The 11,686-nt window shown below is 68.3% G+C and carries 11 protein-coding genes and 1 pseudogene; 9 read left to right on the plus strand and 3 right to left on the minus strand.

The features are described from left to right. Positions 1–144: 144 nt before the first annotated feature. Positions 145–315: pseudogene (locus DDF67_RS18275) on the minus strand (DUF2061 domain-containing protein); the annotation flags it as partial. A 220-nt stretch (positions 316–535) separates the two neighbouring features. On the opposite strand from DDF67_RS18275, the gene dnaN reads away from it, so the two are divergent. From dnaN to gyrB, 9 genes are all read left to right on the plus strand, one after another. Next, positions 536–1,654, plus strand: a complete 1,119-nt coding sequence (gene dnaN, locus DDF67_RS18280; protein ID WP_058348952.1) for a DNA polymerase III subunit beta — start codon at positions 536–538, stop codon at positions 1,652–1,654. A 206-nt stretch (positions 1,655–1,860) separates the two neighbouring features. After that, the gene (locus DDF67_RS18285; RefSeq protein WP_332888333.1) at positions 1,861–2,121 is read left to right on the plus strand and encodes a GIY-YIG nuclease family protein; all 261 of its coding nucleotides are present in this window, start codon (positions 1,861–1,863) and stop codon (positions 2,119–2,121) included. Further along, on the plus strand, positions 2,118–4,061 hold the full coding sequence (locus tag DDF67_RS18290; protein ID WP_109102282.1) for a S9 family peptidase: 1,944 nt from the start codon (positions 2,118–2,120) through the stop codon (positions 4,059–4,061). Before DDF67_RS18285 ends, DDF67_RS18290 begins: the two co-directional genes overlap by 4 nt. Further along, positions 4,058–4,420, plus strand: coding sequence for a hypothetical protein (locus tag DDF67_RS18295; protein WP_109102283.1), 363 nt, complete (start codon positions 4,058–4,060; stop codon positions 4,418–4,420). Before DDF67_RS18290 ends, DDF67_RS18295 begins: the two co-directional genes overlap by 4 nt. A gap of 99 nt (positions 4,421–4,519) precedes the next feature. Then, positions 4,520–4,897: a VOC family protein gene (locus tag DDF67_RS18300; RefSeq protein ID WP_109102284.1), complete on the plus strand. Its 378-nt coding sequence runs from the start codon at positions 4,520–4,522 to the stop codon at positions 4,895–4,897. Between the two features lie 75 nt (positions 4,898–4,972). Beyond that, positions 4,973–5,122: a hypothetical protein gene (locus tag DDF67_RS25795; protein ID WP_199229274.1), complete on the plus strand. Its 150-nt coding sequence runs from the start codon at positions 4,973–4,975 to the stop codon at positions 5,120–5,122. An 86-nt stretch (positions 5,123–5,208) separates the two neighbouring features. Beyond that, complete coding sequence (locus tag DDF67_RS18305; RefSeq protein WP_109102285.1) at positions 5,209–5,556, plus strand: hypothetical protein; 348 nt, start codon at positions 5,209–5,211, stop codon at positions 5,554–5,556. Between the two features lie 17 nt (positions 5,557–5,573). Continuing rightward, on the plus strand, positions 5,574–6,752 hold the full coding sequence (gene recF, locus DDF67_RS18310) for a DNA replication/repair protein RecF (RefSeq protein WP_109102286.1): 1,179 nt from the start codon (positions 5,574–5,576) through the stop codon (positions 6,750–6,752). Next, positions 6,749–9,199, plus strand: a complete 2,451-nt coding sequence (gyrB, locus tag DDF67_RS18315; RefSeq protein WP_109102287.1) for a DNA topoisomerase (ATP-hydrolyzing) subunit B — start codon at positions 6,749–6,751, stop codon at positions 9,197–9,199. The genes recF and gyrB overlap by 4 nt, the downstream gene beginning before the upstream one ends. Positions 9,200–9,308: 109 nt before the next feature. On the opposite strand, the gene DDF67_RS18320 is transcribed toward gyrB, so the two are convergent. Together DDF67_RS18320 and DDF67_RS18325 are read right to left on the minus strand one after the other, a co-directional pair. After that, positions 9,309–9,959: a flavin reductase family protein gene (locus tag DDF67_RS18320; RefSeq protein WP_109102288.1), complete on the minus strand. Its 651-nt coding sequence runs from the start codon at positions 9,957–9,959 to the stop codon at positions 9,309–9,311. Positions 9,960–10,153: 194 nt separating this feature from the next. Beyond that, positions 10,154–11,551, minus strand: coding sequence for an efflux transporter outer membrane subunit (locus DDF67_RS18325; protein WP_109102289.1), 1,398 nt, complete (start codon positions 11,549–11,551; stop codon positions 10,154–10,156). Between the last annotated feature and the right edge of the window lie 135 nt (positions 11,552–11,686).

The following is an 11,686-nucleotide window of genomic DNA, read 5'->3' on the forward strand; positions in this document are numbered from 1 at the left end:
CCCACCGGCATCAGCGCCTCGGCGAAACTGAACTGACCCGTCTGCTTCACCGCCATGCCTGGCCTCCCCGTACTAAACCCAGGGAATCACAATCGGCTAATTTCGCAACACGCCCGCAAGGGGAGAGGAGAGGCTCTAGGCCTTGGCCCGGCTCCACAGCCGTTCGTGGATGTTGAAGGCCACGGTCTGGACCATCGGTTCGACGATCCCCACCGCCAGGGCCACGCGCCAGTCGCGGGTCAGGGCGTAGGCGACCCCGATGGCGACGGTCAGGTGCATGGTGGCGTAGGTGGCGGTCTTGAGGGCGAGGCGCATGGCGCGGTCTCTTGTTGCGATTGATTATCAATATAAGAAATGGGCGCACCTCTGCAAGTGTCGCGAAGCGGATTCGCCCACCGCCGGATGCGCCAAACGCCTTGCAGGCCCTTCCCTGTCGGCTCGATTACGGTAATGTCCGTGGTCCATTGACGACGGGGCCGTCGCGCAGGGGGATTCTCTCGATCCGCCGCGGCCCGCGTCCAGCCTGGACCGAGAAATGAAGCTTACCATCGAGCGGGCGGCGCTGCTGAAGGCGCTGGGTCACGTGCAGAGCGTCGTCGAGCGCCGCAACACCATCCCGATCCTGTCGAACATCCTGCTGTCGGCGGACCGCGACACCCTCTCGTTCTCGGCCACCGACCTGGACATGGAAATCATCGACGAGGGCCTGGCCCAGATCGACGTGCCCGGCCAGATCACCGCCCCGGCCCACACCCTGTACGAGATCGTCCGCAAGCTGCCGGACGGTTCGGACGTGTCGCTGAACTTCAGCGGCGACGATCCGCGCCTGGTGATCCAGACGGGCCGCTCGCGCTTCAACCTGCCGGTGCTGCCGGCCGGCGACTTCCCGGTGATGAGCAACGAGGGCCTGTCGGGCCGCATCGCCGTCGACGTCAACGAGCTGATGCGCCTGATCGACAAGACGCGCTTCGCGATCTCGACCGAAGAGACCCGCTACTACCTGAACGGCCTCTATCTCCATACGGTCAACGAAGGCGGCGAGACCAAGCTTCGCGCCGTGGCCACCGACGGCCACCGCCTGGCCCTGGCCGAGATGCCGGCGCCGGAAGGCTCGGCCGGCCTGCCGGGCGTGATCGTGCCGCGCAAGACCATCGCCGAGGCCCGCCGCCTGCTGGAAGACGCCGGCGAGTCGATCGACCTGCAGGTCTCGCCCCAGAAGGTCCGCTTCGAGTTCGGCCGCGCCGCCCTGACCTCCAAGGTCATCGACGGCTCGTTCCCCGACTACATGCGCGTTATCCCCAAGGACAACGCCAAGATCCTGACGCTGGACAACGACCTGTTCGCCAAGGCCGTCGACCGGGTGGCCACCATCTCGGCCGAGAAGAGCCGCTCTGTGAAGCTGGCCATCGAGCCGGGCCGCATCACCCTGACCGTCCGCAACATGGAAGCCGGCCAGGCCGTGGAAGAGGTCGAGGTCGACTACGACGGCGAGCCCTTCGAGATCGGCTTCAACGCCCGCTACCTGCTGGACGTCTGCGGCCAGATCGGCGGCCCGCAGGCCGAGTTCCGCTTCGCCGACCCGGCCTCGCCCACCCTGGTGGTGGACCCGACCGACCCGGGCGTGAAGTACGTGCTGATGCCGCTGCGGGTTTAATTGAGAATTCTGGGCTCGGTTTTTCACCGTACAATCCCCGCGAAAGCGGGGACCCAGGCTTTTTCTGAAACCCACGGCGCTCGACGACAAAACACCTGGGTCCCCGCTTTCGCGGGGATTGTACGGAAGTAGAGGAGCGTTCGAGGGGGCTGGTCGTGGCGTTCTACGTCTAAATCGTCGCCAGTCGCCGCAACGGAACGCTCTACATCGGTCATACTGATGACCTCGCCCGCCGTATCTGGGAGCACCAGGAGAAGGTCCGGCCAGGTTTCACCCGGAAAATACGACGTCGGGATCCTGGTCTGGTACGAGGTCCACGACACCCGCGAGTCCGCTCTGATCCGCGAGCGCCAGATGAAGAAATGGCGCCGGCTCTGGAAGCTGGAACTCATCGAACGCACCAACCCGGGCTGGCGCGATCTGGCCCAGGATCTGAACTGCTAGATCGACCGGAGACGCCCTCGTGAAATCCCGCCTGTTCGCCCTGAGCCTCGCCCTGGCGTTGTCGACCTCGACGCTCGCTCTGGCCCAAACCCAGCCCGTAGAACGTCGCGAGATCGGCAATCAGATCCTCGAGAACGTGCCGGTCGCCGCGCCTTCGATCCGCGAGAGCCTGGCGCGCTACCAGAACGCCCGCAGCGCCAGCTTCCAGGACTGGGCGGCCGGCGGCGGCATGCTGATCGTCACGCGTTTCGGCAACACCAACCAGATCCACAAGGTCGCCGCCCCGGGCGCCGACCGCAGCCAGCTGACCTTTCACGACGAGCCGGTCAGCGGCGTCCACACCCTGCCGGGCGGCGACGTGCTGTTCTCCAAGGACACCGGCGGCGACGAGTGGTTCCAGCTGTTCGTCCGCGACGCCTCGGGCAAGGAGGTCCAGCTGACCGAACCGGGCACGCGCAACCAGTCGCCGGCCTGGTCGGGCGACGGCAAGGTGCTGGTCTGGAGCCGCGCGACCAAGGGCGCGGCCAACTACGACGTCGTCATGCGCGATCCCGCCGCGCCGGACGGTCGGCGGGTGATCTTCAAGGGCGAGGGCCAGGTCTCGCCGATCGACGTCTCGCCCGACGGCAAGACCGTGCTGCTGGGCCGCTATTTCTCGATCGGCGAAAGCAAGCGCTGGCTGCTGGACGTGGCCACCGGCAAGACCACCGAGCTGAACCCGGTCAAGGGCAAGGTCTCGTACGACGGCGGGCTCTTCACGCCCGGCGGCAAGTCGATCCTGATGCTGTCGGACGAGGGCTCGGACTTCATGCGCCTGGTGGAGTTCGATCTGGCCACCGGCAAGAAGGCCCTGGTCTCGGGCGAGCGTCCCTGGGACGTCGAGGACTTCAAGCTGTCGAAGGACGGCCGGGTGCTGGCCTATGTGGTCAACGAGGACGGCTATTCGAAGCTGGTGGTGCAGGACTTCCGCACCCGCCGCGCCCTGCCGCAGCCGCAGCTGCCGGGCGGCGTGGTCTCCAACCTCGCCTTCTCGGAAGATGGTTCGAAGATCGGCTTTTCCCTGGCCACGCCCACGGCGGCCAGCGACGCCTGGAGCTTTGACCTGGCCAGCGGCCAGGTGACGCGCTGGACGGCCTCGGAGCTGGGCGGCCTGGACGCCAGGGCCCTGGTCAGCCCCGAGCTGGTGCGCTTCCCCTCGTTCGACAAGCGCTCGATCCCGGCCTTCGTCTACAAGCCAAAGCTCGCGGCCGGCCAGAAGGCGCCGGTGATCATCGACATCCACGGCGGCCCCGAAGGCCAGTCGCGGCCGGTCTTCAACCCATTCCACCAGCACACAACGGCCGAGCTGGGGGCTGCGGTGATCGTCACCAACGTCCGCGGCTCGTCGGGCTATGGCAAGACCTTCCTTAACCTCGACAACGCCGAGAAGCGCGAGGATTCGGTCAAGGACATCGGCGCGCTGCTGGACTGGATCAAGACCCAGCCGGACCTCGATGCGAGCCGCGTCGTCGTCTATGGCCAGTCCTATGGCGGCTACATGTCGCTGGCGGTGATGACCCACTATTCCGACCGCCTGGCCGGCGGGGTCGAGCGCTACGGCATCTCCAACTTCGTCTCGTTCCTGCAGAACACCGAGGCCTATCGCCGCGACCTGCGCCGGGCCGAGTACGGCGACGAGCGTGATCCCAAGATGCTGAAGGCCTTCGAGACGATCTCGCCGCTCAACAACGTGGGCAAGATCACCAAGCCGATGCTGGTCATGCAGGGCTGGAACGATCCGCGGGTCCCGAAGTCGGAGTCCGACCAGGTGGTCGAGAAGCTGCGCGAGAAGGGCGTGGAGACCTGGTACGTCCAGTTCAAGGATGAGGGCCACGGCTTCGCCAAGAAGATCAACAACGACCGCCGCCGCGAGGTCGAGACCCAGTTCCTGCAGAAGGTGCTGGGAACCGGCGCGGCCCAGTGAGCAATCGAGGCGGTCCCGCCGGCCTGCTGCGCGAGGACCGCTTCGACGACCTCTTCGAGCGCATGCTGACCCTGTGGGCGGCGATCGATTTCTCGGACTGCACGACATGGTTCGAGCGGTCGGAGACGGTGGCGGCCGCCTTCGCCTCGCTGGAGTACGCGGTGGATCTGGCGGCGATGAACGTCGCGGTGCATCGCGCCATCGCGGTCGACGCGCCGTTCGAAGCGCCGGTGCGCGAACTGGTCGACCGCGCGATCGCCCGCGAGGTGTTCGAGGTCGAGATGCGCCGGGTCCTGCTCGGCGCGACGGGCGTCTGGCGCCTGACCGAGGTCGAGGTCGCGCGGGGGTATTTCGGGTAGGGGGCGCTCCAACGTCCGGGCCAAGCCCCAAACCGCCCCTTGCTCCCGCTCCTCCTGCCATGCCAACGTCCGTTTCATAAGAAAACGGGAGGCGCCGCCATGGCCAGGATCAGCTACATGACTGTCGGTTCGAACAGGCTGGAGGAGGCCAAGGCCTTCTACGACGCCCTGCTGGGCTCGATCGGCATGCGCCCCCTGTTCGAGCATCCGTCCGGCGGACGGCTCTATCGCGGCAAGGGCGTGGGCATGTTCGGGGTGCTGGGCCCCTATGACGGCAATCCCGCCTGCATCGGCAACGGCATGATGGGCGGCTTCGACTTCGAAACCCGCGAGGAGGTCGACGCCTTTCACGCCAAGGCCATCGAACTGGGCGGCGCCTGCGAGGGCGCGCCGGGCGAGCGCATGCCCAAGGCCTATTTCGCCTATTTCCGCGATCTCGATGGCAACAAGCTGTGCGCCTACCGGCTGGGGGAGTGATCACAAGAGGGAGGTTCTTTTTTCCGCCGTGATCCGGGCGTAGCGCGGCGAAGTCGCAGTCTTCCGGAGACCCCCATGCGCCTGGCCTGGGACCGTATCGTCGTCGTGCTCGTCAGCGCCGGGGCCTGGGCCGTGGTGCTGCTGGCCGGACCGCATCTGATGCACGGCCTGCGGACCGCGCCGCGCCTGCTGGCCCATGCCGGCGGGCGGCGTTGGCAAGGCTAGGGCGCAGGCCTCAAGGCGTAAAAGCGCCTATAGGTTTGATCGTGGCTCCGTGCGAACCTGTGCTTGTGTTTTGCGGCGGGGGAGCCATGAAGATCATCTACAGTCAGGGGCCGGCGCCCGGGTACAAGTTCTGGTACGGCCTGAAGGGCGGTGAAGACCCGACGTTCGTGGACCTCCGGATAGGAAATCGCCCGAAGGTGCAGATAACGTCGAAGGGCTACGATTTCCCTTTGTACATCGAGATACCGGAGGACGCGGATGGCGAGTATCTGACGGTATGGGCGTCTTCGGGGGGGCAAAACCGTGACAATGTCAGCCTGAGGATCGAGCCGGACCCCTTCATGGAAGATTTCACGCACTTCGATGCGGAAAAGCGCCGGGCCATGCGTGATTACATGGTGCTGTCAGCGAGGCCTATGGGCCGGGACCGGTAATAGGCTAGAAGGCGTGGGTGAGCCGCGCCGCCCTGCTTTCCTTGATGCTGACCGATTTCCGGTCCTACGAGCGCGCTCGCCTGATCACCGGCGGGCGCAGCGTCTATCTGTTCGGCCCCAACGGTTCGGGCAAGACCAACCTGCTGGAGGCCGTCAGCCTGCTGTCGCCGGGCAAGGGGCTGCGCGGGTCCAGTCTGGCGGAGGTAGGCCGCCGCATGCCCGGCGAGGGCGTCGGCCGGGCCTGGGCCGTGGCCGCCGAGGTCGAGCAGGCCGACGGCGAGGTGCTGAAGGTCGGCACCGGCACGGAATTGGCCGGGGCCTCCCGCCGCATCGTCCGCATCGAGGGCGAGACCGTGCCGCCGGGAAGGCTGGCCGACCACGTGCGGCCCATGTGGCTGACCCCCGCCCAGGACCGCCTGTTTCTCGAAGCCGCGTCCGAGCGGCGCAAGTTCTTCGACCGGCTGGTGTTCGCCGCCGAACCGGCCCACGCCAGCCACGCCAACGCCTACGAAAAGGCCCAGCGCGAGCGCATGCGCCTGCTGAGCGACGCCGCCGACGGCGGGGCGCCGGCCGACCCGGCCTGGCTGACGGTGCTGGAGGCGCGCCTGGCGGGCGCCGGGGCGCTGATGGCGGAGGCGAGGGCGCGCACGCTGATCGCCCTGCAGGCCGAGATCGACGGACGCGGCGACCGGCCGTTCCCGCAGGCCCGCCTGACCCTGACCGGGCCCTGGGAGCTGATGGCCCTGGACGGGGTTCCGACCGCCGAAATCGAGCTGCAGCTCGCCCAGGCCCTGGCCGCCGCGCGGCCGCGCGACGGGGCCGCGGGCAGGGCCTTGACAGGCCCGCACCGGGGCGATCTGGCCGTGTTCCACGTCGACAAGGACCGTCCGGCCTCGGAATGCTCCACCGGCGAGCAAAAAGCGCTGATTTTGAACCTGGTTTTGGCCCAGGCGGCGAGACTTTCGCGTGCGGAATCCGCGCCGAATCCTATAGTGTTGCTCGACGAAGTCGCCGCGCATCTCGACCTCACCCGGCGAGCCGCTCTGGCCGACGAACTCACGGCGCTCAAGCTCCAGGCCTTCCTCACCGGCACGGACGAGTCGCTGTTCGACCATCTCAAGGGTCGGGCGTTGGGCGTTCGCGTCAGCGAGGCCGGCCTGATCCCCATTGAGTCTACGGCTCTGGAAGACGAATGACCGAGAATACCGAAGGCCAAGTCCCCGAAGTTCCCGAAGAAGCCGTCGCCGGCGAATACGGCGCGGACTCGATCAAGGTCCTCAAGGGCCTGGACGCGGTGCGCAAGCGCCCGGGCATGTACATCGGCGACACCGACGACGGTTCGGGCCTGCACCACATGGTCTACGAGGTGGTGGACAACGCCATCGACGAAGCCCTGGCCGGCCACGCCACCAAGGTGCAGGTGATCCTCAACGCCGACGGTTCGGTGACGGTCACCGACGACGGCCGCGGCATCCCCACCGACATCCACGAGGGCGAAGGCGTCTCGGCGGCCGAGGTCATCATGACCCAGCTGCACGCCGGCGGTAAGTTCGACCAGAACAGCTACAAGGTCTCGGGCGGCCTGCACGGCGTGGGCGTCTCGGTCGTCAACGCGCTTTCTGACTGGCTTGAGCTGCTGATCCACCGCAACGGCAAGGTCCACCAGATGCGCTTCGAGCGCGGCGACGCGGTGACCTCGCTGGCCGTGACCGGCGACTCGCCGGTGCGCGACGACGGCCCCAAGGCCGGCGAGACCCTGACGGGCACCGAAGTGACCTTCTTCCCGTCGAAGGAGACCTTCTCGTTCATCGAGTTCGACCGGAAGACCCTCGAGCACCGCCTGCGCGAGCTGGCGTTCCTGAACTCGGGCGTGACCATCTGGTTCAAGGATCACCGCGACGCCGAGCCGTGGGAAGAGAAGCTGTTCTTCGAAGGCGGCATCGAGGCCTTCGTCCGTCACCTCGACAAGGCCAAGACGCCGCTGCTCAAGACGCCGATCACGGTGCGCGGGACCAAGGACAAGGTCGAGCTCGACCTGGCGATGTGGTGGAACGACAGCTACCACGAGCACATGCTATGCTTCACCAACAACATCCCGCAGCGGGATGGCGGCACGCACCTTTCGGCCTTCCGCGGCGCCCTGACCCGGGTGATCAGCAACTACGCCGAAAGCTCGGGCATCCTGAAGAAGGAGAAGGTCAACCTGGGCGGCGAAGACAGCCGCGAGGGCCTGACCTGCGTGCTGTCGGTCAAGGTGCCCGACCCCAAGTTCAGCTCGCAGACCAAGGACAAGCTGGTCTCGTCGGAAGTGCGCCCGGCCGTCGAAAACCTGGTGGCCGAGGGCCTCTCGACCTGGTTCGAGGAACACCCGAACGAGGCCAAGCAGATCGTCAGCAAGATCGCCGAGGCCGCCGCGGCCCGCGAAGCCGCCCGCAAGGCGCGCGAGCTGACCCGTCGCAAGAGCGCGCTCGATATCACCAGCCTGCCCGGCAAGCTGGCCGACTGCTCCGAGCGTGACCCAGCCAAGTCCGAAATCTTCATCGTCGAGGGCGACTCGGCCGGCGGCTCGGCCAAGCAGGCCCGCAACCGCGACAACCAGGCCGTCCTGCCGCTGCGCGGCAAGATCCTGAACGTCGAGCGCGCCCGCTTCGACAAGATGCTGTCGTCCGACCAGATCGGCACGCTGATCACGGCGCTGGGCGCCGGCATCGGCCGCGACGACTTCAATCCCGACAAGGTGCGCTACCACAAGATCGTGCTGATGACCGACGCCGACGTCGACGGCGCCCACATCCGCACGCTTCTGCTGACCTTCTTCTACCGGCAGATGCCGCAGCTGATCGAGCGCGGCTACATCTACATCGCCCAGCCGCCGCTCTACAAAGCCGCCAAGGGCAAGTCGTCGCGCTACCTCAAGGACGACGCCGAAATGGACGCGTTCCTGGTGGACGAGGGCGTCGACGGCGCGGAGTTGGACCTGTCGTCGGGCGAGCGCCTGATCGGCCAGGACCTCCTGGCCCTGGTGCAGCTGGCCCGCGCGGCCAAGGCCAATATCGACCGCCTGGCGGCCCGCGCCCCGGCCTCGGCCATCGAGCAGGCGGCCCTGGCCGGCCTGCTGGGCGAGACCCCGGACGCGACCGCCGCGGCCGGCCGTCTCGACCTCTACAACGAGGAGGGCGATGGCCCCTGGAGCGGCGAGCGCGGCGACACCGGCTTCGTCTTCAGCCGCGTGCGTCGCGGCGTGTCGGAGCGCGTGGTGCTCGACGACGTGCTGCTGCACGCCGCCGACGCCCGCCGCCTGGCCGAGCGCGCCGCCAACCTGGCCGGGGTGTTCGCCAAGCCGGCCGTCTTCCGCCGCAAGGACAAGAGCACGACCGTTCGCGGTCCGCTCGACCTGGTGCAGGCCGTGCTCGACGCCGGCCGCAAGGGCCTGACCATCCAGCGCTACAAGGGTCTGGGCGAGATGAACCCCGATCAGCTGTGGGAAACCACGCTGGACGTCGACGCCCGCACCCTGCTGCAGGTCAAGGTCAACCACGCCGACGACGCCGACGACATGTTCAGCCGCCTGATGGGCGACCTGGTCGAGCCGCGCCGCGAGTTCATCCAGGAAAACGCCCTGGACGCCGAAGTCGACGTCTGACGGCGAACGGCTTCCTTGCGAAAATGAAACCCTCCCGAGCCGGCCGGTTCGGGAGGGTTTTTCATTTGGGGCGGCGATGAAGCCGCCTGTCCCGCTAGGGAGGTTCTCATCACGCCGCAGGCGGAATGTCGGCCTTGGTCGGGCGGAACATCTCGAACATGGCGGCGGGATCCACCGCGACATAGTCGCCGCGGCCGCCCCAGCGCAGGATCGGCTCGCCGGCGGGGGCGTCGTAGACGCGGTCCGGCCGGATCAGGCGGCGGTCGATGTGGACGGCGACGACCTCGCCGAAGGTCATCCAGGTCTCCACCGCCTCGCCGGCCGCCGTGGTCAGCTGGAACGACTGGGTGACGCGGCACTCGAAGTTCACCGGGCTTTCCAGCACGCGCGGCGCGGCGACGAGCGTACCGGGAACGGCCGTCAGGCCGGCCAGCTCGAACTCGTCCTGGCCGGGGGCGGCGGGAGCCGAGGTGGTGTTCATCGCCTGCGCCAGCTCGCGCGTGGCCAGGTTCCAGCAGAACACGCCGGTGGCCTGGACGTTGGCGATGGTGTCCTTCCAGCCCGTCGAGGCGAAGCCGACGATCGGCGGAGCGTAGTTGAAGGCGTTGAAGAAGCTGTAGGGCGCAAGGTTGCGCTGGCCTTGACCGTCGACGCTGGAGATCCAGCCTATCGGGCGCGGCCCGACGATGGCGTTGAACGGATCGTGGGCCAGGCCGTGGCCGTCGCGGGGGTGGTAGACATAGGCGTCGGCGGCGGCCATGCGGGGGCTCCAGGTTGGAGCTGTGCAGGTGGGGATGGGAGAGGGGTTCGGCAACAAGATGCTCCCCCTGAAGGGGGAGCTGTCGCTGAGCGACTGAGGGGGGAAGGTCTGCGAAGTCGGCCGCCTCTGCGGTAGCTGATAACGTCCCCCCTCCGGCCCTTCGGGCCACCTCCCCCAGAGGGGGGAGGATCTTGTCAGCTCCAACCGCCTCCCAGCGCCTTGTAGATGGCCACCACGTCGGTGTTCACGCCGGTCTCGGCGACGGTCAGGGAGTCCTCCGCCGCCAGCAGGGTGCGTTCGGCGTCGAGCAGCACGAGAAAGTCGATGCCGCCCTCCTTGTACTGGATCCTCGCCAGCTCGGCGGCGCGGCGGGAGGCTGCGGCCTGGTCGGCCAGGCTCTTCAGCCGCGCCTGGCGCTGGGCGTAGGAGACCAGCGCCGTCTCCAGGTCCTCGATCGCCGCCAGCACCGTCTGGTCGTAGGCCGCCAGGGCCGCATCGTTGCGGGCTTCCGCCGCCTTCAGCCGCGCCCGGGCGCCGCCGAGGTCGAGCGCGGGCCAGCTGACCGCCGGGGCGACCGACCAGGCCTGGCTGGCGCTGTTTCCGAAGCCCGACGACGTGCCCGACAGGAAGCCGACAAAGCCGGTCACCCGCACGCGCGGGAAGAGGTCGGCCGTAGCCACCCCGACCTTGGCGGTCTGGGCCGCCAGGCGTCGTTCGGCCGCCTGCACGTCGGGGCGGCGGCGAAGGAAATCGGAGGCCTCGCCGATCGGCAGGGCGGCGACCAGCGGCGCGGGCTCTTCGGCGCGGGGGGCGAGCTGGGCGTCCAGCGCGCCGGGCCGCTGGCCGGTCAGCACGGCCAGGCGGTAGTTGGCGCGGGTGGCGGCTGTGACCAGGTCGGGGATCGTGCCTTCCGTGGCGTTGAGGCGCGCCTCGGCGCTGGCCACGTCGATCGCCCCGCCGGCGCCGGCCTCGAACCGCACGCGCGTCAGGCGCAGGGTGTCGCGCTGGGTCTCGAGGTTGCGGCGGGCCACCGCCAGGCGGGCCTGGGCGCCGCGCAGTTCCAGGTAGTTTCGGGCCACCTCGGCGGCGACGCTGACCTGCACGTCGTGCAGGTCGGCCTGGGCCGCGCCGGCCTCGGCGCTGGCGGCCTGCACGCCGCGGCGCACGCGGCCGAAGAGATCGATCTCCCAGGCCGCATCGAGGCCGGCGCGATAGCTCTCGACCTCCACCCGCTGGTCGCTGAAGCCGGGCTGCTGCTGCTTGGTGTCGGTATAGCCGCCCGAGGCGGTGACGCGCGGGATCTGGTCGAGACGCGCGTCCTTGAACAGGGCGCGGGCCTCGTCGACCCTGGCCACGGCGACCTTGAGGTCGAGATTGGCCGCCAGGGCCTGGGAAACGAGGGCGTCGAGCGTCGGGTCGCCGAACGCCTTCCACCACTGGGCCTCGGGATTGGCGGTCGTGGAGGCGACGGCGGGCGTCGCGTTCTGGAGGGCGACGGGGGCGGGCGTCGGGGCCTTGTAGGTCGGGCCGACGGCGCAGGCCGTGGCCAGCAGCGAGGCGCCGGCGACGAGAGCGATTTTGAGGAAGGTCATGGAGAACCTCGGAAGGTCTCCCTTCCCCCTTTGATGGGGGAAGGGTCGGGGATGGGGGTGACAGCGTTTCAGGATGGGGAGGCGGCCGATGCCGCATTCACCCCCACCCCTGCCCCTCCCCCATCGAGGGGGAGG

Source organism: Caulobacter endophyticus (assembly GCF_003116815.1).
Taxonomy (GTDB): Bacteria; Pseudomonadota; Alphaproteobacteria; order Caulobacterales; family Caulobacteraceae; genus Caulobacter; species Caulobacter endophyticus.

What these genes read in the sequence shown, in the direction of transcription:
- dnaN (WP_058348952.1), top strand. Translation starts at nt 536, where the DNA reads ATGAAGCTTACCATCGAGCGGGCGGCGCTGCTGAAGGCGCTGGGTCAC.
- DDF67_RS18300 (WP_109102284.1), top strand. Translation starts at nt 4,520, where the DNA reads ATGGCCAGGATCAGCTACATGACTGTCGGTTCGAACAGGCTGGAGGAG.
- DDF67_RS25795 (WP_199229274.1), top strand. Translation starts at nt 4,973, where the DNA reads ATGCGCCTGGCCTGGGACCGTATCGTCGTCGTGCTCGTCAGCGCCGGG.
- DDF67_RS18305 (WP_109102285.1), top strand. Translation starts at nt 5,209, where the DNA reads ATGAAGATCATCTACAGTCAGGGGCCGGCGCCCGGGTACAAGTTCTGG.
- gyrB (WP_109102287.1), top strand. Translation starts at nt 6,749, where the DNA reads ATGACCGAGAATACCGAAGGCCAAGTCCCCGAAGTTCCCGAAGAAGCC.
- DDF67_RS18320 (WP_109102288.1), bottom strand. Translation starts at nt 9,959, where the DNA reads ATGGCCGCCGCCGACGCCTATGTCTACCACCCCCGCGACGGCCACGGC.
- DDF67_RS18325 (WP_109102289.1), bottom strand. Translation starts at nt 11,551, where the DNA reads ATGACCTTCCTCAAAATCGCTCTCGTCGCCGGCGCCTCGCTGCTGGCC.